Raw genomic sequence first — 23,013 nt, forward strand, 5'->3', positions numbered from 1 at the left:
GAGTACATCCAGTATTACAATCACTCGCGTATCAGACTGAAGCTAAACGGCCTGAGTCCTGTTGAATACAGAATTCAGGCCGCTCAGGCATAGATAGAAAATCGTCCAACTTTGTGGGGTCAGTTCACTCTGCGTGGGAACGATCAAGTATCTCCGTGCGTTGCCGATAGCCTTTGAATAAGTCCAAGCCTTGTTCCAGGGGAGTTCGCAGCATGTATCGTTGGTTAGCCGAGAAGTTGGGGAATATAAGCGTGAACCGCAAGCTGAGCGTGGGCTTTGGCCTGGTGTTGCTCCTGACGCTGTTGATCACCTTTACCGGCTGGACCGGCCTGGGGGATGTGATCAGTCGCGGCGACAAGCTGGGCTTTATTTCCAGCCTCAATGGCCTGACCAAAGACCTGCGCCTGGCACGCCTGGACTTCGATATGCGCCGTGGCGAGCAAGGCACCGACGCAGTTACAAGCCTGATCACTCAGCTGGACGACGGCCTTAAAACTGCCGCGCAGTTAATCGAACAACCCAATGACAAAGCTCTCGTCGAACAGCAACAGGAAGCTTTGAGCCAATACAAAAAAGCCTTTGCTGCCATGGTCCAGGCGGGCCTCAAACGTGAGGGTGCTCGCAGCAAGCTCGGAGACACCGCCGACAATGCCGTGGCCAAAACCAACGAGATTGAAAAAAGCCTGCTGCAAGGCGACAGCGTCACCCAGTTCAACAGCGTGGTTGACCTGAGCAAGCTGATTCAGCAAGCACGCTTCCAGGTACGCGGTTACACCTACAGCGGCAAGGTCGAAGCCGAGCAACCCGCCCTCGACGCTATCGACAATGGCCTGAAGAAAATCACCGAATTGCAAGGCCAACTGCCGGTGCAATACCAGGCCAACCTGCAAGAGGCCGGTGTTTCACTGCAAGCCTATCGCGCCGCCGTCAGTCAATACCGAGACTCTCAGGTGGCCAGTGCCGCAGCCCTCAAAATCATAAGTGCCCAGGGCGATATCCTGTTGGGCCATAGCGAGAAGCTCACCACCTCGCAAACCGCAGTGCGCGACCATGATGTGGCCCAGGCCAAGTACTTATTGCTACTTGCCACTGTACTGGCGGTGGCGTTCGGCCTGTTCGCGGCCTGGGCCATCACCCGCCAGATCGTCATCCCCCTGAACCAGACCCTCGAAGTCGCCGAGCGTGTGGCCTCCGGCGATCTGAGCCACAACCTGGAATCGGGCCGCCAGGACGAACTGGGTCAATTGCAGCGTGCCATGCAAAGCATGACCGTGGGCCTGCGCGAGTTGATCGGCGGGATCAGCGACGGGGTCACCCAGATCGCAAGCGCCGCTGAGCAGTTGTCGGCCGTGACCGAACAAACCAGCGCCGGGGTCAACAGCCAGAAGGTCGAGACCGACCAGGTGGCCACCGCGATGAACGAAATGGCGGCCACCGTGCAGGAAGTGGCGCGCAACGCCGAAGAGGCCTCGGAAGCCGCCGTGGCTGCCGACCAGCAAGCCCGTGAAGGCGACCAGGTGGTGGGTGAAGCCATCGCCCAGATCGAGCGCCTGGCCACCGAAGTGGGTAATTCCACGGTGGCCATGGGTGAACTCAAGCGCGAAAGTGACAAGATCGGCAGTGTGCTCGACGTGATCAAATCCGTGGCCCAGCAAACCAACCTGCTGGCCCTTAACGCCGCCATCGAGGCGGCGCGTGCCGGTGAGGCCGGGCGCGGCTTTGCCGTGGTGGCCGACGAGGTGCGCAGCCTGGCCCAGCGCACGCAGAAGTCCACTGAAGAGATCGAAGAGCTGATCGTCGGCCTGCAAAGTGGTACCCAGCAGGTGGCAACCATCATGGACAACAGCCGCGGGCTGACCGAGAGCAGTGTTGAGCTGACGCGCCGGGCCGGCCACGCGCTGGGCAATATCACCCGTACCGTCTCGACCATCCAGGCCATGAACTCACAGATCGCCACCGCCGCCGAGCAGCAAAGCGCCGTGGCTGAAGAGATCAACCGCAGCGTGCTGAATGTGCGCGACATCTCCGAGCAAACCTCGTCGGCCAGCGAAGAAACTGCGTCCTCCAGTGCCGAACTGGCGCGCCTGGGGATCTACCTGCAGACCCTCGTCGGGCGCTTCCGAGTCTGAATTACCCTACACGGCGGCTTACCAAAGCCGCCGCAACTTGTGAAATCTCCTACACAGTTATCAGCCCTCCACGGTCCCGAATCGAATTAGCGTTTCATGTGTCGCGAAACGCTTTCTCTGATTCGGAGGTTCACCATGTTTCTTCGGCTGACCCGCGTGCTGGTCAATGCCAGCGTCCGCCTCAAGCTAGCCCTGGGTTTTGGCCAAGTGCTGATCCTCAGTTTCCTGATCGCAGCCACGGGCTGGCAAGCCTTGAGCGCCGTGCTTTACCGATCCGACAGTCTGACGGTCCTGGGCCATCTGGCTGTCGAAGCCGAGGCCATGCGCGCCGACCGCATCGTGTACCGCACGCTGATGGACAGCAACAGCCTGGACAAGATGAACCAAAGGATTGAACAGATCGACCAGTATCTGACCAGCCTTTCGAGCCGCTTGCGAGCCGCCACCGACCGACAATGGCTGGAAGAAGCGGCTCTGTTGGTGTCGGGCTCGAAAGCCGCGCTCGTACAGTTGCCACCGTTGCTGGCCGCGCGTGAGCAGATCCGTCCGGCGCTCAAGAAGTCCGCCCTGCAGGCCAGTGACACCCTCGCTCAACTGGCCAGTGACTTGCCCGATCAAAATGACGAGAAGGCCCTCGACGCCATCGAGAACCTGCGCCAGGCCATGGAGCAAGCCGAAGATCGAGCGCAGAGCCCCGCCTGGGCGGCCGTTACCTTAAAGGCCTACGCCGATGCGTTCGACCAGTCGCTTGATGAACTGCAGGCCGCGCTGGCTTCCGTCACCGCGCTCCCGGTGGACTCGACGCTGCTCAAGACCGATTTGGCCAACTACCGTGAACAACTGCTAAAGCTCAAGCAAGCCCAGCTCGATACCGAAACCGTGCAAAACAGCTTCGAACAGCAACTCAACGAGCTGCGGGACAAGAGCAATCTGCTGAGCCAGAGCCAGAATGCCAGGCGCAACAACGAGGCGGACCAAACCCGTGCATTGCTGATCAGCGTGACAGTGGCCGCCCTGGCACTGGGCACGCTGGCCGCCTGGTGGATCGCCCGGCAGATTGCGGCGCCACTGCGAGAAATTCTCGGCGCCGCCCACCGTGTTGCCGAGGGCGACCTCAGCCATGACATGGCGGTCGACCGTCGCGACGAACTCGGCCAGTTGCAGCAAAGCATTGGGCAAATGACCCGCAGCCTGCGTAGCCTGATCAGCAGTATCGGTGACAGCGCCCGGCAGATCGCCGGAGCGGCCACGCAGTTATCCACCGTCACCGAGCAGACCCGCAGCGGGCTCAACGAGCAGAAAGATGAAACCGACCAGGTGGCGACGGCAATGAATGAAATGCTCGCCACTGCCCAGGAAGTGGCGCGCCACGCCGAACGCGCCTCGGTGGCGGCCCAAGAAGCCGACCATCAGGCCGGCGCCGGTGAGCAGGTGGTCACCCAGGCCGTGGAGCAGATTGGCAACCTGGCCAGTGAAATGGCGCTGTCAGGCCGTGCGATGCTCGCGCTGCAACAGGAGAGCCAGAAGATCGCCAGTGTGCTGGACGTGATCAAGTCTGTTTCTCAGCAGACCAACCTGCTGGCCCTGAACGCCGCCATTGAAGCGGCACGTGCGGGCACTGCCGGCCAAGGCTTTGCGGTGGTTGCCGACGAAGTGCGCAGCCTGGCCCAACGCACTCAGGAATCGGCCGAGGAGATCGAAGGGCTGATCCTCGGCCTGCACAATGGCACTCAGCAGGTGGCGGACATCATGGACAGCAGCCGCAACCTGACCGACAACAGCGTCGCCCTGACCCGCGACGCCGGCGACGCCCTGAGCGCCATTGCCCGCACGGTGTCGATCATCCAGGAAATGAACCCGCAGATTGCCGCCGCAGCGGAACAGCAGAGCGCTGTGGCCGAGGAGATCAACCGCAGTGTATTGAAGGTGCGGGACGTGTCGGAACAAACCGCCGCCGCCAGCGAGGAAACGGCGGCCGCGAGTGTTCAGTTGACGAGGTTAAGCCTGGACTTGCAGACGCTGGTCGACAAATTCAAGCTTTGACCTGTGGCGAGGGAGCTTGCTCCCGCTGGGCTGCGCAGCGGCCCCAAAATCTTGGGAGCGCTTCGCACTCCAGCGCGAGCAGGCTCGCTCGCCACAGAGGCAAATATTTCTACAGGACTTGGCGCAGGAAGGCCTGGGCACGCGGGTCTTTTGGCGCATTGAAGAACTCGGCCGGGGCGGCGTCTTCCAGCAGTTTGCCGTGATCGAAAAACAACACCCGGTCTGCCACTTCCCGGGCAAAGCCCATCTCGTGGGTGACGCACACCATGGTCATGCCTTCCAGGGCCAGGGTCTTCATCACGTCGAGCACCTCACCGACCATTTCCGGGTCGAGGGCCGAGGTGGGCTCGTCAAACAGCATCACCTTGGGCTCCATGGCCAGGGCTCGGGCAATGGCGACTCGCTGCTGCTGGCCGCCAGACAGGCGCGATGGAAACTCGTGGGCCTTCTGCGCAATACCGACCTTTTCCAACAGCGCCAGGGCCTTGGCCTCCCGCTCTTGCTTGCCGCGCTTGCGCACGACCTTTTGCGCCAGGCACAGGTTTTCCAGCACGGTCATGTGGGGGAACAGGTTGAAGTGCTGGAACACCATGCCGACTTCACGGCGGTAGGCATTCACGTCGGTCTTAGGGTCGGCCAGTTGCAGGCCGTCGATGCTCACCGAACCCGAATCGAACGCCTCCAACCCATTCAGGCAACGCAAGAAGGTGGACTTGCCGGAGCCCGAGGGCCCGATCACCACCAGCACCTCGCCCTTGGCCACTTGGGTGGTGACGTGATCCACCGCGCGCACCACCTGCCCACGGGTATCGAAGACTTTTACCAGATCGCGTACTTCAATCACTTTGGGCAAGCCTCCGCTCAAGCCGGCTGGCCATCTTCGACAGCGGCAGGTTGATCAGCAGGTACAAGCCCGCCACACAAAACAGGATTTCAAACGGCGAGAACGAGGTGGTGATCACTTCGCGGCCGCTCTTGAGCAACTCGGTAATCGCGATCACCGACACCAGGGACGTGTCCTTGACCAGGCTGATAAATTGCCCGGCCAGGGGCGGCAGCACGCGCTTGAAGGCCTGCGGCAGTACCACGTGGCGCATCGATTGGCTGGCACTCAAGCCCAGGGAGCGCGCCGCTTCGTCCTGGCCACGGGTGATGGACTGCACGCCGGCGCGCACGATTTCGGCCACGTAGGCACCCGTGAACAACGACAGCGCGGCAATCCCGGCAAACTCCCGGGACAGGTTGAGCACCGTGCCGATAAAGAAATAGAAAATGAAGATCTGCACCAGCAGCGGCGTGCCCCGCACCAGCTCGACATAGATTGTCGACAGATCGCGCAAGGTGGGATTTTTCGACAGCCTGCACAGCCCGGTCGCCAAGCCAATCGCCAAACCCAGGATGCCGGACACCACCGACAGCCACAGCGTGGTCCACAAGCCCCACATCAATGGTCCCAATGCCCATTGCCGGGTCACGCCGACCACATCGCCTTCAGCCACATCGTCACCGCGCGCCACTTGCAGGCTGTTATCGGCGACTGTGAGCTTTTGCTCCACTCCGGCGTCGTTGCGCAGGGTGACTTCGGCCGTATCGCCTTTGCGCACCAACTCGACCACGGTGGAAATATCCGCGGCGCGCTGGGAGGTCTCGGCTTGATAGGCGAAGTATTGGGGGACGCGGTTCCAGCGCCATTCGTAAGACATCAACGACGTGGCGTAGCACAAGGCACCCGCCAGACCGACCAGCACGACCACCGTCAGCAGGTGCCAGGGCCATTGGGCTTTTTTCTGTTTCATTTCACTTTCCGCATAGGTGTCGCCTGATAGGCCGCCATCGCGGGCAAGCCCGCTCCCACAAGTTGATGTGTGAATACAGTCAAATGTGGGAGCTGGCTTGCCTGCGATACAGGCAACTCGGTGTCAGGCCTTATTCCATGTCCTTGAGCCACTCGGAGCTCTTGAACCACTTGTCATGGATGCGATCGTAGGTGCCGTCGTTACGGATCTGGTGCAGGAAGTTGTTGATGAAGTTGATGCTGTCGTAATCGCCTTTCTTCAAACCGAACGCCAGGGGTTCAAAGGTGAAGGGTTCTTCCAGGAACACCAGCTTGCCGTTACCGACTTTCTTCTCGGCCACCACGTTGTACGGTGCGTCGTAGACGAACGCGTCAGCCTTGCCGTTGACCACGTCGAGCACGCCTTCCTGCTCGTTGTCATAGCCGTGGTACTTGGCTTTGGAGATCAGCTTCTTGGCGACCATCTCACCGGTGGTGCCGAGTTTGGAGGTCAGGCGGTATTTCTCGTCGTTCAGGTCTTTGTAGGACTTGATGGTGCCTTCCAGTTCCTTGCGGATCAGCAACGTCTGGCCGACCACGATGAAGGGTTCGCTGAAATTCAGGCGCAGGTTGCGTTCCTGGGTCAGGGTCATGCCGCTGCCGATCATATCGAACTTGCCGGTCAGGAAGGCCGGGATGATGCCGTCGTAACCGGTGGACACCAGCTCCAGCTTGACGCCCATGGACTTGGCCATAGCCTTGAGGATGTCGACTTCGAAACCGATGATTTCACCGCGCTTGTCGGTCATTTCGAACGGCATGTAGGTGGGGTCCATGCCAACTTTCAACGTGCCGCGCTTGACCGCCTCATCAATGGCGCCGGCCTGGGCCGTAGTGGCAGCGACCAGCGCAGTGACGCCGAGCATCAGCATCGAAAGATACTTTTTCATCATCAAGACCCCTGAACGATTCTTATAAGGTTGGCGCACAAGAGGGCTGCGCCATTTCGGGGTGCGATCCTAACCCACTCGTTGTCCGCCACAAAGGTTTCACCGGTAAATGTTATCGGCGTGTGTCGGAAAACCCTGACAGCGACCCGGCCAAGCACAGGCGCAGACGCTTCAGCGCGGCCTCTCGATCAGGGATTGATGTGTAAGCAGTTATGACGATCAGTCGATCTCGGCTATCCAGGCAGTATCCCTGAACCACTTGTCATGCAGGCGATCGTAGGTGCCGTCCTGGGCGATCTGGTTGAGAAAATGGTTGATCCAATTGAGGCTGTCGTAATCGCCTTTTTTCAGGCCAAACGCCAAGGGCTCAAAGGTGAAGGGTTGCTCCAGTGCCAACAATGCACTGTTCTGTGGCCGACTCATCGCGATCAGGTTGTAGGGCGCATCATGGATAAAAGCATCGGCCTTGCCTTCAACGACCTGCCGCACGCCTTCTTCCGGGTTGGGCACACTGCTGAGCCGCGCAGATACAAGAAAGCGCTGCGCTGCGGCTTCACCGGTGGTGCCTTGGGTGGTAACCACGCGGTAACTGGCGTCGTCCAGTTCTTCAATACTGGAGACCTTCCCGGCCAACCGTGGATGCAGCAGCACCGTCTGGCCCACCACGACAAATGAATCACTGAAGTTGAGTTTGAGGTTACGCTCTTGAGTGACCGTCATGCCGCTGCCAATCAGATCAAACTTGTTCGTCATCAGCCCCGGCAACAGATCCGTGTAAGGCACTGCCACCAATTCAAGCTCTACGCCAAGTGCGCGGCTCATGGTATGGAGCAAGTCAATTTCAAAGCCGACGATGCGCCCCTGCTTATCGAGCATTTCGAAAGGGACGTTATTGGGGGTTGTGCCGACCTTAAGCACCCCACGGCGCACAGCGTTGTCCAGCGCGCCCGCGTAAAGCAAGCCTGCGTGCCCCCCCAGGAAAAAGCCCATCAGCAATGCCAAACAATACCTTTTGATCATGAATGCCCCAGTGGCGAGTCCAATTTGGGGGGCGATCCTAACCCAGCCGCGGGCACGGCAATACGCCTCGAGCAAAGGTCTTTTGTTTCGAAATAACAAGGAGTTAGCGATAAAAAGGAAGAAGCGAAAAACGCTGTAGGACCAACGTTTGAAACACCCCCGAAGTGAGCCTTCGGGGGTGCCTGAATCAGGCCGGTTGGGCCTGGGACGACTGTGGTTGCAGGGGCAGCAACGGCGCGTGCGGATCGGCCTTGATCGAGGCACGCCAAGCGCCTAGCCACTCGACGTGGCCTTCGCTCCACACCTGCTCATGCAGGCGAGCCAGGGCCACCGGGTCGCTGAGCAAGGCCAGGCGTTCGCTGTTGTTGAGGCCGGCCGGGCCGACTTTCAACGCGTGGCGAACACGCTCCATGCGCAGGTACTCGATGGGCTCGGCCTCACGGTGCCGCGAGGTCGCCAAGGCGCAGGCAAGGGCGTTCTGCTGTGGGTCTACCACCGAACGCACAAAGCCGTCGTTGAGGGCGTGCCAACGGTTTTCGTGGGTGTACTTCTCGGTCGAGAGCAGGGCTTGCGGCGGGTTGTATTCCTCAGGGATCAGGAACAGGCTCTCGTCGCGGGACTTGAGGCCCAGCTTGACCCGGCTGGAAATCACCGACACCGGGATCGACAGCATCAGCGAGCCGACAATCGGCACCAGCCACCACAGGAAGCTCGGGTTCAGCCACACCACCAGCAGCGCCCACAGGAAGCCCAGCAGGGTTTGCGGACCGTGGCGCTTGACCGCTTCGCTCCATGGCGTGGAGTCGTCGTCACGTTGCGGCGAGTTCCAGGTAGCGGCCCAGCCGAGGAACGCGGCGAGGACGAAACGGGTATGGAAAATCATCCGCACCGGCGCCAGCAGCATGGAGAACAACATCTCCAGCAGCATCGACAGGGTTACCTTGAACTTGCCACCGAACTCTTTGGCGCCCTTGGCCCAGATCAAGATGATGCTGAGCAGTTTAGGCAGGAACAACAGCACGATGGTGGTGGAGAACAGCGCCACCGCCTTGTCCGGGTGCCATTGTGGCCACAGTGGGTACAACTGGCGCGGCGCCATGAAGTATTGCGGTTCCATCAGGGTGTTCACCGCCAGCAAGGCCGTGGACAGCACCAGGAAGAAGAACCACAACGGCGCCGACAGGTAGGACATCACGCCGGTGAGGAACACCGCACGGTGCACCGGGTGCATGCCTTTGACCAGGAACAGGCGGAAGTTCATCAGGTTACCGTGGCACCAGCGACGGTCACGCTTGAGTTCGTCCAGCAGGTTCGGCGGCAGTTCTTCGTAGCTGCCCGGCAGGTCATAGGCAATCCACACCCCCCAGCCGGCACGGCGCATCAGCGCGGCTTCAACGAAGTCGTGGGAGAGGATCGCACCGGCAAACGCGCCTTTACCCGGCAACGGCGCCAGGGCGCAGTGCTCGATAAACGGCTTCATACGGATAATGGCGTTGTGGCCCCAGTAGTGGGACTCACCCAACTGCCAAAAGTGCAGGCCGGCGGTAAACAGCGGGCCGTAGACGCGAGTGGCGAACTGCTGCATACGCGCATACAGGGTGTCCATGCCCGACGCACGCGGCGCGGTCTGGATAATCCCGGCATCCGGCGTGGCTTCCATCAGGCGCACCAGGCTGGTCAGGCACTCGCCGCTCATCACAGAGTCAGCGTCAAGAACGACCATGTACTTGTAGTCACCGCCCCAACGACGGCAGAAGTCGTCGAGGTTGCCGCTCTTGCGCTTTACGCGACGGCGACGACGGCGATAGAAGATCTTGCCGAAACCACCCGCTTCGCGGCATACGTCGAGCCAGGCTTGCTGTTCGGCGATGCAGATGTCGGCGTCGTTACTGTCGCTGAGCACGAAGAAATCGAAGCGGTCCAGGTCACCGGTTGCGGCCACCGATTCGAACGTTGCACGCAAGCCGGCGAATACACGCGGCACGTCTTCGTTACAGATCGGCATCACCAGAGCGGTTCGCGCACCCTTGGGAATCGGCTCGTCGCCGGCACTTTTACCGGAGATACGGTATTTATCGTGACCGGTCAGCAGCTCCAGGAAGCCCATGAGCGCAGTCCAGAAACCGGCCGACACCCAGCAGAACAGAATCCCGAACATGATCAGGATGCTGGTTTGCAGCGCGTAAGGCAGTACCTGGGTAGCGGTTTGCAGCAGGGTCTGGTTGCGGATCTCGTCGAAGTCGACCAGCGACCAGCCCTGGTAAGGCATGATGCCTTTCATGTACCAGCCGGCCACGATGGTCTGGCCCAGCATCAGCACTAACAGGATGTAACGACGGATCGAGCCGACGGTACGCCAGCGCGCAGCCGGCAGCACCCGCTCGTCTTTCGGTGGCTTGGGCGGGTTGGTGCGCCCGGTCATCCGGCGCCAACCGCGCACCAGGATGTTGGTGCGCCAAGGCTCGGGCACCACTTTGGTCCGACGGATCGGCGGCGTGGCCTTGAGGCACACACGACCGCTGGCATCGAGCGCCAGCATCTCGGCGTCTTGCAGCTCTTCGGCGCTGTTGAGGGTCAAGCGGCGGCCAACCGACGCTTGGGCAGCGTCGGTCGGTGCGTCGAAGGTCTTGGACGACAGACGTTCGTGCAGCTCGCTGAAGGACTTGCAGCCCGCCAGCTCGGCGCGCTGCTCAGCCGTCATGGGTAGATGCGCCAGGTACTCGGACAGAGTCTCTGGCTTGACTTGAGAATTACTCATCGGCAGGCAACTGATAGCTCCAGGTTTCGGTCAGGACTTGCTCGGTCTTGATCGGCTCCGGTGTGGCTGGGGCAGCCTCAGGCTGTTTGGCTTCCTTGTCCTTGGCGTCTTTCTTGGCCTGTTTCTCATGCTGCTTGGCCAAGACTTTATCGGCCTTGAGCACATGGTTGGAAACCGACTCAGGCTCAGGCTGCACGATATCCTGCACCAGTGCCGCGCGCATTTCGGTCGGCTTGCTTGCGTCCTTGATCTTCATACGCAGGGTCAGGCGCCAGCCTTTGGTGTGTTCGTTGTAGCGCACGCTGTTTTCAACCAGTTCAGCGTTATCACCCACGCTTACCTGGCTGCGCACCGGGGCGTCCGGCAGCAGTTTCTTCAGGGACGGGCCCTCGAAGTCGACCAGATAGGCCACGCTGCCGTCCGGCTGACGGATCAGGTTCGATTGCTTCACGTCACCCGTGGAGCGCAGGGTCTGCTTGACCCAGGCACTGTCCGGCGAATGGAAGGCCGCGTCGTCCAGTGTCCAGTGCAGGCGGTAGGCCACGTCCAGCGGCTTGCCGACTTCTGGCAGTTCGGCCGGGCTCCAGAACGCCACGATGTTGTCGTTGGTTTCATCGGCGGTCGGGATCTCGACCAGGTCGACAGAGCCTTTGCCCCAGTCACCTTCAGGCTCGATCCAAGCGCTTGGGCGCTTGTCGTAGTTGTCGTCCAGGTCTTCGTAGTGGCTGAAGTTGCGGCCACGTTGCAGCAGGCCGAATCCACGTGGGTTCTCGACGCTGAAGTTGCTGACCGACAGGTGTTTAGGGTTGTTCAGCGGACGCCAGATCCACTCGCCATTGCCGGCGTGAATCGACAGGCCGCTGGAATCGTGGAGCTCGCGACGGTAGTTGAGGACCTTGGACGGCTGGTTGGCGCCGAACAGGAACATCGAGGTCAACGGCGCAACACCCAGCTTGCTGACCTTGTCACGCAGGAACATCTGGGATTTGACGTCCACTACGGTGTCGGTGCCAGGACGCAGGATCAGGCGATAAGCGCCAGTGGCGCGTGGCGAATCCAGCAGCGCGAAAATCACCAGGTGCTTGTCGCCCGGCTTTGGACGCTCGATCCAGAACTCGGTGAAACGCGGGAATTCTTCGCCAGACGGCAACGCGGTGTCGATCGCCATACCACGGGCAGACAAGCCATACACCTGGTCTTTGCCCACGACGCGGAAATAGCTGGCGCCGAGCATGGTCATGATTTCGTCTTGCTTGTCGGCCTTGTTGATCGGGAAAAGTACACGGAAACCGGCGTAACCCAGCTGTTCGGTGGCTTTAGGATCAAATTTCACGTCGCCGAAATCGAAACGCGTCGGGTCGTACTTGATTTCATGCACGCTGTCGGCGGTGACTTCGTTGATTTTCACCGGGGTGTCGAAATGCATCCCCTGGTGATAGAAGGACAGCTTGAACGGGGTGTTCTGATCGGCCCACTCGGCTTTTTCATTGCGGAAACGAATCTTCTGGTAGTCAGCGAATTTCATTTCGCGGAATTCGTTCGGCAAATTGCTGCGCGGAGCTTCGTATTTCTGCCCAGCCAGCTCTTTTGCCTTGGCCGACACATCATCCAGACTGAACGCCCACAGTTGACCCGCGCCGAACAGGCAAAACAGGGCAGAGCCCGTCACCAGTGCGTTTCGTAACCGTTTGGCAGACAATTTTGGTGCATTACAGGGACTAACAATCACGAGCAACCCTCGCCGAAAACAGATCAAAAAACCAACGGCCAGCTATCTATATGCCAGGTTGGCGAGCAATGTTCCGACTCCTCTGGGGCGAAATGATTCCCCATGCGGTTGTCGGACAAGGCTCTACCTAAGTCAAAAATGGACCAAACAACGCTGATCCCCGTAGCGCGCGATTATCTAGTAGCCCGCGAGACAACGCATCAGGGACAGTGAAGTATTTGTAGCGAAATCCTGCGTTTTTAGGCATTAACGTCGTTTTTCATACATTCATGTCTGTAAGAGGAAGGTCACAGGGCCATCATTGACCAAGTGCACCTGCATATCCGCGCCAAAACGCCCTGACGCCACGTTGCCATGCAATTGTTGCGCTTGTAACAACAAGTGCTCAAAAAGCGCCGCTCCCAGGGCCGGAGGAGCCGCTGTGGAGAAGCTGGGCCGTAGCCCGCTTTTGGTATCCGCCGCCAGGGTGAACTGCGACACCAGCAGCAAACCGCCGCCGATGTCCTTGAGGGACAGGTTCATCTTGCCCTCCTCGTCACTGAACACCCGATAGTTAAGCAGCTTGTGCAGCAGTTTGTCGGCGCTTTCGGGCGTATCTGAAGGCTCGACGGCCACCAGCACCAGCAAACCCTGGTCAATCGAGCCTACCACCTCCCCTGCGACCTCAACCCGGGCGCCACGCACCCGTTGCAACAGGCCCTTCATGCTTCTTCAGGCGGCAGGTCGAGCAGGCGCCGGGCCATTTCGCCGGTCGCACGCACCAGCGCGTCGGTGATGCCCGGCTCGGACGCCGCGTGCCCTGCTTCGCGGATCACCTGCAACTCGCTGTTGGGCCAGGCCTGGTGCAGCTCCCAGGCGTTATCCAGCGTGCAGATCATATCGTAGCGGCCATGGATGATGACGCCAGGCAGATGGGCGATCTTGTGCATATCGCGAATCAGCTGGTTGGGTTCCAGGAAGGAGTTGTTGGTGAAGTAATGGCATTCGATACGTGCGATGGACAAGGCGCGCTGCGGCTCGGAAAACCGTTCCACATGCTGCGGGCTCGGGCACAGGCCCAACATACGGCCTTCCCAGCCCGACCAGGCTTTGGCCGCATGCATCTGGGCGATCTGGTCGTTGCCGGTCAGGCGCTTGTGGTAAGCGGCAATCATATCGTGGCGCTCTTCCACCGGGATTGGTGCCACATAGTCCTGCCAGTAATCCGGGAACAGGCGGCTCGCGCCCTCCTGGTAGAACCAGCGAATATCCTGCGGGCGGGCGAGGAAGATGCCGCGCACGATCAGGCCATGCACGCGCTCGGGGTGGGTTTGCGCGTAGGCCAGGGCCAGGGTCGAACCCCAGGAGCCGCCGAACAGCACCCATTTGTCGATGCCCAGGTGCTCGCGGATGCGCTCAAGGTCGGCGACCAGATCCCAGGTGGTGTTGTTCTCAAGGCTGGCCCTTGGCGTGGAACGGCCGCAGCCACGCTGGTCGAAGGTGACAATATGGTAGAGGTTCGGGTCGAAATAGCAGCGGCTCTGGGCGTCGCAACCGGAGCCGGGGCCTCCATGGATGAACACGACAGGCAAGCCTTCGGGGGAGCCACTTTCATCGACATACAGGGTGTGGGTGTCATCGACAGCCAGATCGTGCCGGGCGTAGGGTTTGATCTGCGGGTACCAAGTCTGCATTGCGTGCTCCGTAGGGTGTCGGGTTCATCCCTGGGGGGACGTCTATTATTTTGCCGTCTGGCATCATAAACCCGAATTGTGCAATGAGCATGTCCTTGAGCACTTAGACCTGTGTCAGCAGTTCGCTCCTCAGATAACCGAGCAGATAGTCATACAGCCGATCCACCTCCGGCACCTGGCCGCGTGCACGCAAACAACCGTGGACCAGCCCTTTGCCGGGGTACAGCACGGTTTCCACGCCTGCTGCTTGCAGGCGCTCGGCATACAGCCGGCCATCATCGCGCAGCGGGTCGAACTGGGCCACGGAGATCAAGGCCTTGGGTAGCCCGCTGAATGTCTCGGCCAGTAATGGCATGGCGTAGGGCGAAGGTATGCGTGTGTCGCCAAGATACAACGCCAGATAGTCCTGAATGTCGGCGCGGCTGAGCAACGGTGCATCCCAGCAATCAGCCCGCGAGGGCAAGTCGGCGGGGCCACCCAAGCCTGGGTAAACCAGTATCTGGGCGCGGGGCATTGGTTGCTGGTCATCACGCAGCCCCAGGCACAACGCTGCCGCCAGGTTGCCACCGGCGCTGTCGCCCATCACCACCCGCCGTTCGAGGTTGATGGCATGCGGCCCCTCGCCTGCCTGGATCGCCTGCCATACCGCCCGGCAATCATTGTAGGCCGCGGGGTAAGGATGCTCAGGTGCCAAACGGTAGTCGATGGCGATCACCAGCACTTGCAGGGTAGCGGCCAGTTCAAAGCAAATGAAATCGTGGGAATCCAGCCCGCCGACGACCCAGCCGCCGCCGTGTATATAAAGGAGGCAGGGCCAGCCTTCTGATGGATCAGGCGCCTCGGGACGATAGCTGCGCACGGTGACGCCCCCTACAGAACAATCCGCGACGTGCAGCCCGGCGGGCAAGGGCGGGGTGAAGGCCTGGCACATGCGGTCGTAGGTTTGGCGCAGGCCCGTCAGCGATGAGCCATCGCTGGTAAAAGCTTCGGTCTTGGCAACAAAGGCGCGCATCTGCGAAGAAATAGGGTACATGTGCACACCTTATTCACGATGGAGATTAGTGTGGGAGCTGACTTGCCTGCGATGGCGGTGTAACAGTTGATAAAAGTGTTGCTGAACCACCGTTATCGCAGGCAAGCCAGCTCCCACATTGGCCCGATGGTGTCTCTAGAGTTTGAGGCTGGCCTGGACGGCAGCAACACCATCGCTGCCATCAAAGGCTGTCACCCCGACCAACCAGCGCTGCAGATCCTCGGGATGTTCGCGCAGCCATTTTTTCGCCACTTCCTGGGGCGACTGACGCGCCATGATTGGCACCATCCACTGGCTTTCCTGGGCGGCGGTGAAGGTCAGGTTGGTGAGCAGCCGGTTGGCGTTCGGGCAGCGCTCGGCAAAGTCCGGCGCTGTCACCGTAGACACCGTGGCGCGACCTTCGTTGGGGCCGAACACATCTTCACTGCCAGTGAGGTAGTCCATTTTCATGTTCAGATTCATCGGGTGCGGGGTCCAGCCGACGAACACCACGAACTCCTTGCGATTCACCGCACGTTGCACGGCGGCGAGCATCCCCGCTTCACCGGACGCGACCAGCTTGAAGCCGCCCAGGCCGAAGCGGTTGGTGTCGATCATTTTCTGGATATCGGTATTGGCGCCACTGCCCGGCTCGATGCCATAGATCTTGCCGCCGAGTCTGTCCTTGAAGCGGGCAATGTCGGCAAAGGTCTTCAAGCCGGCATCAGCCACGTATTGCGGCACCGCCAGGGTGGCCTGGGCATCGGCCAGGCTCGGCGTCTCGAGCACCTTGACCTGCCCGGCCGCCAGGAACGGGGCGATGTTGTTGTCCATGGCCGGTTTCCAGTAACCGAGGAAGATATCCAGGCGCTTGTCACGGATACCGGCAAAGATGATCTGCTGCACCGCGCTGGTCTGTTTGCTGTCGTAGCCCAGGCCACTGAGCAGCACGTCCGCCATGCCAGAGGTGGCGACCACGTCGGTCCAACTGACCACGCCCATGCGCAGGGTTTTGCAGGAAGCCGGTTCGGCGGCCATGGCATGGCTGCTCACATAGCCACTGAACACGAGGGTCAACAACAGTCGTTTCATGGAAGTGGTCTCACTCGGCAGTTTTTATTGTGGGGATGGCGTCTGATGCGCCGTATCCACAACCTTACCCAGCGATGCCTTGGTGAACTCGACCTGTGGCGACCGGCAGTTGCACAGGGGCGACTGTTGGGCCGTCATCGCAGGCAAGCCAGCTCCCACATGTTGATCTGTGAACCCATTCAAGTGTGGGAGCTGGCTTGCCTGCGATAGCGATTTCAGCCGTAGCGCTGTTGCCCCCAGGCCAACACCCCTTCCAGCAACTGCCTCAACACCACCCGCGTCGGCGCGGCCAAATCCTCGCGATAATGGAACGGTTCAAACTCTTCCATATAGGTGCTCTGGCATAACTCCAGCTGCACCGCGTGGATATCCTGCGCGGGGTTGCCATAATGACGGGTGATATGACCGCCCTTGAAGCGCCCGTTGAGCACATGGGTGTATTGCGGATGCTGGGCGCAGATGGCTTCCAGTTGGCTGGCCAGCTGCGGGTCGCATGCAGCGCCGTTGAAGGTGCCGAGGTTGAAATCCGGCAATTTGCCGTCGAACAGGTGCGCGATCACTGAGCGGATCGAGTGCGCGTCGAACAGCAACGCATAGCCGAACTCGGCTTTGAGGCGTGCCAGTTCTTCTTGCAGTTTGCGGTGATAAGGGCCCCAGATCTTCTGCAGGTAGGTGGCGCGTTCCTCCTCGGAGGGTGCCTGCCCTTCAAGGAACAACGGCACGCCATCGAACAGCGTCTCTGGGTACAGGCCGGTAGTAGCGCCGGCATACAGCGGCGTGTTGTCGGAAGGCCGGTTGAGGTCGATGACAAACCGCGAGTACTCCGCCGCCAGGGTGCTGGCGCCCAGCTCTTCGGCAAAGTCATACAACAGCGGGATATGCCAATCGGTATCCGGCAGGCTTTGCGCCTCGGGGATCAACCCGGCCTCGACCGCAGGGGTGAGCCGCAGGCCGGCGTGGGGCATGCTGATCAGCAGCGGCACGCGGCCTTGTTTGAATGTCAGAACCTTATCCACAACTGCATCCTCTCAAACAGTGACGTCGACGCCGTGGCGCACGACGCGTTTATCCAGTTCGCCACCCAGCCAGTAGGCCAGGTCGGCGGGGCGATCGATCTGCCAGGCGACAAAATCCGCGATCTTGCCCACTTCCAGGGAACCATGGGTATCGCCCAGGCCCAACGCGGTGGCCGCGTGTTGCGTGGCGCCGGCCAGGGCTTCTTCCGGGGTCATGCGGAACAGGGTGCAGGCCATGTTCAGCATCAGCCGCACCGACAGCGCCGGTGAAGTACCGGGGTTGAGGTCGCTGGCGATGGCGATCTTCACGCCGTGTTTGCGCAGGACGTCCATGGGCGGCAACTGGGTTTCACGCAAGAAGTAAAAAGCCCCCGGCAGCAACACGGCGACGGTGCCGGCAGCGGCCATGGCGATGGCGTCTTCTTCGGTCATGAACTCCAGATGGTCGGCCGACAGCGCGTGGTAGCGCGCCGCCAGGCTTGACCCATGCAGCGACGAGAGTTGCTCGGCGTGCAGCTTTACCGGCAAGCCAAGTTGCTGGGCGACCTTGAATACCCGCTCAACCTGCTCGGGGGAAAATGCCAGGTATTCACAGAAGGCATCGACCGCATCCACCAACCCCTCGGCGGCCAGGGCCGGCAGCATCTGGCTGCAGATATGCTCGATGTAATCGTCGGCGCGGTCCTTGTACTCCGGCGGTAACGCGTGGGCGGCCAGGCAGGTAGCGCGCACGCTGACCGGCAGCGCTTCACCCAGGCGCCGAGCCACGCGCAGCATCTTGCGTTCGTTGGCCAGGTCCAGGCCGTAGCCGGACTTGATTTCCACCGTGGTCACGCCGTCACGCAGCAAACTGCGCAGACGCTTTTCAGCGCTCAAGAACAGCTCATCTTCGCTCGCCGCACGGGTTGCGCGCACAGTGCTGGCAATGCCGCCGCCCTTGGCCGCGATCTCGGCGTAGCTGACACCTTCGAGGCGCTGCTCGAACTCGCCGCTGCGGTTGCCACCAAACACCGTATGGGTGTGGCAGTCGATCAGCCCGGGGGTGACCCACGCGCCTTGCAGGTCATGCACCTGGGCGTAATCCGCGGTTGGCGCCTGGCTGCGGGGGCCGACCCACTCGATGAGCGAGCCGGCAGTCACCATGGCGGCATCCTCGATGATCGAGTATTTGCCGTTGGCCATGGTTGCGACGTGGCAGTGCTGCCAAAGCGTTTTCATCAACGCCTCCCTAAGTTATCGATGAGACAAAACCGGGTCGTAATCGACCTTGGCCGTTTGCCCGGCGGCAGGCTTGACCCACAGCCAGTAGGCGATGATCAGCAGCACGATCCACACGGCGCCTACCATCAACGCCGCCTGGGTATCCGGGAAGTAACCGAGTACACCAAACACAAACAGCATGAACACAATGGCCGCCGCCGGCGCATAAGGCCAGAACGGCACCGGGAATTTCAGTTCGGCGATCTGCGCCTTGGTCATCGAGCGGCGCATGGCGACCTGGGTAAACAGGATCATCAGCCATACCCACACGGTGGCGAAGGTGGCAATCGAGGCGATCAGCAGGAACACGTTTTCCGGGATCAGGTAGTTGAGCACCACACCGCCGAGCAAAGCGGCGCCCATGACCACCACGGTCATCCATGGCACGCCTTGCTTGGACAATTGCGCGAAGCCCTTGGGCGCCTGCCCTTGTTGGGCCAGGCCGTACATCATGCGCCCGGCGCCAAAGATGTCGCTGTTGATCGCCGACACCGCCGCCGAGATCACCACGATGTTGAGGATGGTCGCCGCCGAGCCAATGCCCAGGTTGCTGAAGATCTGCACGAACGGGCTGCCCTGGCTGCCGATCTGCGGCCACGGGTAGATGGCCATCAACACGAACAGCGTCAGCACGTAGAACAGCAGGATACGCAGCGGCACCGCGTTGATCGCTTTGGGGATCACCCGCTGCGGGTCCTTGGCTTCACCGGCGGTGATGCCGATGATTTCGATGCCACCAAAGGCAAACATCACCACCGCAAACGAGGCGATCAGCCCACCAATGCCGTTGGGCATGAAGCCGCCGTGGGCCCACAGGTTGCTCAGGCCGCTGGCCTGGGTTTCGCCCGCCGAGTGAATGCCGAACAACATGATGCCAAAGCCGCCGAGGATCATCGCCACAATGGCACCGACCTTGAGCAACGACAGCCAGAACTCCATCTCGCCAAAGACTTTGACGTTGCACAGGTTCAGGCCGCCGATCAGGAATACGATGCCCAGCACCCAGACCCAACGGGCCACTTCGGGAAACCAGAAGCCCATGTAGATGCCGAACGCGGTGACGTCGGCGAGGCAGACGATGATCATTTCAAAGGCGTAGGTCCAGCCGAGGATAAACCCGGCCATGGGCCCCAGGTAGGTGCTGGCGTAGTGGCCGAAGGAGCCGGACACCGGGTTGTGCACGGCCATTTCACCGAGGGCGCGCATCACCATGAACACAGCGGCACCGCCGATCAGGTAGGCCAGCAGCACGGCAGGGCCGGCCATTTGGATGGCGGAGGCAGAGCCATAGAACAGCCCGGTGCCGATCGCGGAACCGAGGGCCATGAATCGAATATGTCGGGCGTTGAGCCCGCGTTTCAAACCTTTTTCTGGCTGGTGCATTTCTCTTCCCTAATTATTCTTATCCCGAGAAAATCCAAAGCTGCAAACACTCAAACTGTAGGAGCAGGCAAGCCAGCTCCCACATGGGTCAATGTCGCTCTTAGAGGCTTGGCAGCAACTTGGCCGGCACCAGCTCATTCAGGCAGCGGCTGGCGAGCAGTTCGCTGGCGGCGTTGATGTCCGGGGCGAAGAAGCGGTCCTTGTCATAGAACGCCACCTTGTCGCGCAGGATGCCACGGGCTTTTTCCAGCTTGGGCGAGGTCTTCAGGCCGTCGCGCAGGTCCAGGCCCTGGCACGCCGCGAGCCATTCCACCGCGAGGATGCCCCGGGTGTTCTCGGCCATTTCCCACAAACGCTTGCCCGCAGCCGGGGCCATGGACACGTGGTCTTCCTGGTTGGCCGAAGTCGGCAAGCTGTCGACGCTATGGGGATGGGCCAGCGCCTTGTTCTCGCTGGCGAGCGCGGCGGCGGTCACCTGGGCGATCATGAAGCCGGAGTTCACCCCGCCATTGCCCACCAGAAACGGCGGCAGTTGCGACATGTGCTTGTCCATCATCAACGAGATCCGGCGCTCGCTCAGGGAGCCGATTTCGGCAATGGCCAGCGCCATGTTGTCGGCGGCCATGGCCACGGGTTCGGCGTGGAAGTTGCCACCGGAAATCACATCGCCTTCGGCGGCAAAGACCAGCGGGTTATCGGACACTGCGTTGGCTTCTACCACCAGCACCTCGGCGGCCTGGCGCAATTGAGTCAGGCACGCACCCATGACCTGCGGCTGGCAACGCAGGGAATACGGGTCTTGCACCTTGTCGCAGTTCTGGTGCGATTGGGACACCTGGCTGCTCTCACCGAGCAGGTCGCGATAGGCCGCTGCCGAGTCGATCTGGCCACGCTGGCCACGCGCTGCATGAATACGCGCATCGAACGGCGAACGCGAACCCAGTACCGCTTCCACAGTGAGGCCGCCGCAAGCGAGGGCGCCGGCGAACAGGTCTTCGCCTTCGAACAGGCCACGCAGGGCATAGGCCGTGGACACCTGGGTGCCGTTAAGCAGCGCCAGGCCTTCTTTGGCGGCCAGGGTCAGCGGCGTGAGGCCGGCGATTTTCAGTGCCTCGGTGGCTTGCAGCCATTCGCCCTTGTAACGCGCCTTGCCTTCGCCAAGCAGTACCAGGGACATGTGCGCCAGCGGCGCCAGGTCACCGGAAGCACCCACTGACCCCTTGAGCGGAATGTGCGGGTACACCTGGGCGTTGATCAGCGCGATCAGCGCGTCGATCACCTGGCGACGAATCCCGGAGAAGCCACGGCTCAGGCTGTTGACCTTGAGCACCATGACCAGTCGCACCAGCGCATCGCTGATCGGCTCACCGACGCCGGCGGCGTGGGACAGCACCAGGGAACGCTGGAGGTTTTCCAGGTCTTCGCTGGCGATGCGGGTCGATGCCAACAGGCCAAAACCGGTGTTGATGCCATAGGCGGTGCGGTTCTCGGCGAGAATCTGCTCCACGCAGGCAACGCTGGCTTCGATCTGGGCCGAGGCGCTGTCATCCAGGCTGAGGGTTACTGGCTGCTGGTAGATGGCACGCAGTTGGGCGAGGCTCAGTTGGCCTGGAATCAGGTTTAGCGCAGTCACATTCATACTCCTTGTGAATTGTTCTTAGGTGTTCAGTGCAAATTCGGTAAAGCAGTGTCTTTAAGCAATTGGGCAGCGGCGGCAATATCCGGCGCCAGCCAGCGGTCCTGTTCATACGCAGGGACCACTTCGCGCAGCAAACGCCAGGCGCGGTCGGTACCGGCGCCGAAGCGCTGGTCCTTGAGAAACTCGAAAGCCTGGGCCGCCAGCAGGTACTCGATAGCTAGAATCTGGGTGACGTTGGCCAGCACCTGGTGCAGCTTGAGCGCGGCGTTGGTGCCCATGCTCAAGTGGTCTTCCTGCAGGCCCGAGGTGACGAAATTATCGAGCACCGCGGGTTGCGCCAACTGGCGGTTCTGCCCGCACAAGGACGCGGCGACGTACTGCACGATCATCATTCCGGAGTTGACGCCCGGGTTACTCACCAAGAAGGCAGGCAGGCCGCTGACATGCGGGTTGACCAGGCGGTCCAGGCGACGCTCGGCCACCGAACCGATCTCGGCCATGGCGATGGCGAGCATGTCGGCCGCCAACGCGACGGACTGCCCGTGGGGGTTGGCCTGGGACACCACGCGGTAGCTGTCTGGGGTGCCCAGCACCAGCGGGTTGTCGGTGGCGCTGTTGAGTTCGGTCTCGATCTGGCGCGTGGCGTGTTCTACCTGGTCGCGGGCCGCGCCGTGAATCTGCGGGATCGAGCGAATGCTCAAGGCGTCCTGGGTGCGAATACCTTTGCTGCTGGCAATCACCTCACTGCCGTCGAGCAGGGCGCGCAGGTTGATACCTACGTGCTGCATGCCCGGGTGCGGCTTGAGGGCGATGATGGCTTCGTCGAAGGCGTCGATCTGGCCGCGCTGGGCTTCGAAACTCATTGCACCGATCACGTCGGCCCACTGCAGCAAGTGATGCGCGTCGGCCAGGGCCAGGCAGCTCAGGCCGGTCATGCAGGGCGTGCCGTTGACCAGGCACAGGCCGTCCTTGGCGCCGAGCACCACCGGCTGCAAGCCTTCAGCCTGCAACGCGTATTGCGCCGTGACGATCTGGCCGCGATAACTCACATTGCCAACGCCCAGCAGGGCCACGCCGATATGGGCCATGTGGGTCAGATACCCCACCGAGCCTTGGGACGGTACTTGCGGGGTGATGCCATGGTTGAGCAGCGCCAGCAGCGCGTGCACCACCTGCGGATGCAGGCCGGATTTGCCGTGGCTGTAGTTGATGATCGCCGCGCAGATGATCGCACGGGTCTGCTCATCGCTGAGCACCGGGCCGACGCCGCAGGCGTGGCTCAACAGCGTATTGCGCGACAGTTGGCTCAGTTGCTCGGTCTTGAGCGAGACGTTGCACAGCGCGCCCAGGCCGGTGTTAACACCATAGGCACGCTCGCCGCTGGTGACGATGCGCTGCACGATGGCCTGGGCATTGTCGATACGCGCCCAGGCGTGGCCCGATAGTTCGAGCATGGCGCCGTGGCGGGCGACGGCGGTGACGTCCTGCCAGCGCATGGGGGTGTCGGCGATGATGATTTTGGTTGCCTGGGACAT

17 protein-coding genes and 2 pseudogenes are annotated in these 23,013 nt (G+C 61.2%); 4 read left to right on the plus strand and 15 right to left on the minus strand.

The window, feature by feature from the left end; all coding sequences use genetic code 11:
• The 4 genes and pseudogenes from JJD66_RS22295 to JJD66_RS22305 form a co-directional block, all read left to right on the plus strand.
• The coding region (locus JJD66_RS22295; protein WP_181076956.1) for an IS3 family transposase at nucleotides 1-93 on the plus strand (93 nt) is incomplete at its 5' end.
• A gap of 119 nt (nucleotides 94-212) precedes the next feature.
• Nucleotides 213-1,271 (plus strand): annotated as a pseudogene (locus tag JJD66_RS28535) (methyl-accepting chemotaxis protein); the annotation flags it as partial.
• 144 nt (nucleotides 1,272-1,415) lie between these two features.
• Nucleotides 1,416-2,129: a methyl-accepting chemotaxis protein gene (locus JJD66_RS28540; RefSeq protein WP_370712509.1), complete on the plus strand. Its 714-nt coding sequence runs from the start codon at nucleotides 1,416-1,418 to the stop codon at nucleotides 2,127-2,129.
• A 135-nt stretch (nucleotides 2,130-2,264) separates the two neighbouring features.
• Nucleotides 2,265-4,172 (plus strand): methyl-accepting chemotaxis protein, encoded by a 1,908-nt coding sequence (locus JJD66_RS22305; protein ID WP_200649051.1) that lies wholly within the window; start codon nucleotides 2,265-2,267, stop codon nucleotides 4,170-4,172.
• Between the two features lie 109 nt (nucleotides 4,173-4,281).
• Here the strand turns inward: JJD66_RS22305 and JJD66_RS22310 are convergent, their stop codons facing one another.
• The 15 genes and pseudogenes from JJD66_RS22310 to hutH (JJD66_RS22380) form a co-directional block, all read right to left on the minus strand.
• Nucleotides 4,282-5,016: an amino acid ABC transporter ATP-binding protein gene (locus JJD66_RS22310; protein WP_105229067.1), complete on the minus strand. Its 735-nt coding sequence runs from the start codon at nucleotides 5,014-5,016 to the stop codon at nucleotides 4,282-4,284.
• Nucleotides 5,009-5,968 (minus strand): amino acid ABC transporter permease, encoded by a 960-nt coding sequence (locus JJD66_RS22315; protein ID WP_200649052.1) that lies wholly within the window; start codon nucleotides 5,966-5,968, stop codon nucleotides 5,009-5,011. The genes JJD66_RS22310 and JJD66_RS22315 overlap by 8 nt, the downstream gene beginning before the upstream one ends.
• 130 nt (nucleotides 5,969-6,098) lie before the next feature.
• Entirely contained in the window at nucleotides 6,099-6,896 is a 798-nt protein-coding gene (locus JJD66_RS22320) for a transporter substrate-binding domain-containing protein (RefSeq protein ID WP_200649053.1), read from the minus strand.
• 219 nt (nucleotides 6,897-7,115) lie between these two features.
• Nucleotides 7,116-7,916, minus strand: coding sequence for a transporter substrate-binding domain-containing protein (locus JJD66_RS22325; protein ID WP_105225463.1), 801 nt, complete (start codon nucleotides 7,914-7,916; stop codon nucleotides 7,116-7,118).
• Between the two features lie 179 nt (nucleotides 7,917-8,095).
• Nucleotides 8,096-10,674, minus strand: a pseudogene (mdoH, locus tag JJD66_RS22330) (glucans biosynthesis glucosyltransferase MdoH); the annotation flags it as partial.
• The gene (locus tag JJD66_RS22335) at nucleotides 10,667-12,403 is read right to left on the minus strand and encodes a glucan biosynthesis protein G (protein ID WP_003187856.1); all 1,737 of its coding nucleotides are present in this window, start codon (nucleotides 12,401-12,403) and stop codon (nucleotides 10,667-10,669) included. The gene JJD66_RS22335 and the pseudogene mdoH, both read right to left, overlap by 8 nt.
• A 267-nt stretch (nucleotides 12,404-12,670) precedes the next feature.
• Nucleotides 12,671-13,108 (minus strand): D-aminoacyl-tRNA deacylase, encoded by a 438-nt coding sequence (gene dtd, locus JJD66_RS22340; RefSeq protein WP_198714958.1) that lies wholly within the window; start codon nucleotides 13,106-13,108, stop codon nucleotides 12,671-12,673.
• Nucleotides 13,105-14,076, minus strand: coding sequence for a prolyl aminopeptidase (gene pip, locus JJD66_RS22345; protein ID WP_034125552.1), 972 nt, complete (start codon nucleotides 14,074-14,076; stop codon nucleotides 13,105-13,107). Before pip ends, dtd begins: the two co-directional genes overlap by 4 nt.
• 103 nt (nucleotides 14,077-14,179) lie before the next feature.
• Nucleotides 14,180-15,109, minus strand: a complete 930-nt coding sequence (locus JJD66_RS22350) for an alpha/beta hydrolase (RefSeq protein WP_200649055.1) — start codon at nucleotides 15,107-15,109, stop codon at nucleotides 14,180-14,182.
• 135 nt (nucleotides 15,110-15,244) lie between these two features.
• Nucleotides 15,245-16,180 carry a choline ABC transporter substrate-binding protein gene (locus tag JJD66_RS22355; RefSeq protein WP_198714955.1) on the minus strand — a complete coding sequence of 312 codons (936 nt, stop codon included), beginning with the start codon at nucleotides 16,178-16,180 and terminating at the stop codon, nucleotides 15,245-15,247.
• A gap of 215 nt (nucleotides 16,181-16,395) precedes the next feature.
• Entirely contained in the window at nucleotides 16,396-17,196 is an 801-nt protein-coding gene (hutG, locus tag JJD66_RS22360) for an N-formylglutamate deformylase (RefSeq protein WP_200649056.1), read from the minus strand.
• 12 nt (nucleotides 17,197-17,208) lie between these two features.
• Nucleotides 17,209-18,414 carry an imidazolonepropionase gene (hutI, locus tag JJD66_RS22365; RefSeq protein ID WP_200649057.1) on the minus strand — a complete coding sequence of 402 codons (1,206 nt, stop codon included), beginning with the start codon at nucleotides 18,412-18,414 and terminating at the stop codon, nucleotides 17,209-17,211.
• A 15-nt stretch (nucleotides 18,415-18,429) separates the two neighbouring features.
• Entirely contained in the window at nucleotides 18,430-19,839 is a 1,410-nt protein-coding gene (locus tag JJD66_RS22370; RefSeq protein WP_034125549.1) for an amino acid permease, read from the minus strand.
• 100 nt (nucleotides 19,840-19,939) lie between these two features.
• The gene (gene hutH, locus JJD66_RS22375) at nucleotides 19,940-21,478 is read right to left on the minus strand and encodes a histidine ammonia-lyase (protein ID WP_198714951.1); all 1,539 of its coding nucleotides are present in this window, start codon (nucleotides 21,476-21,478) and stop codon (nucleotides 19,940-19,942) included.
• A 26-nt stretch (nucleotides 21,479-21,504) separates the two neighbouring features.
• Complete coding sequence (gene hutH / locus JJD66_RS22380; RefSeq protein ID WP_200649058.1) at nucleotides 21,505-23,013, minus strand: histidine ammonia-lyase; 1,509 nt, start codon at nucleotides 23,011-23,013, stop codon at nucleotides 21,505-21,507.

The sequence above is a fragment of the Pseudomonas sp. MF6751 genome (assembly GCF_016613265.1).
In the GTDB taxonomy this organism is placed as follows: domain Bacteria; phylum Pseudomonadota; class Gammaproteobacteria; order Pseudomonadales; family Pseudomonadaceae; genus Aquipseudomonas; species Aquipseudomonas fluorescens_BV.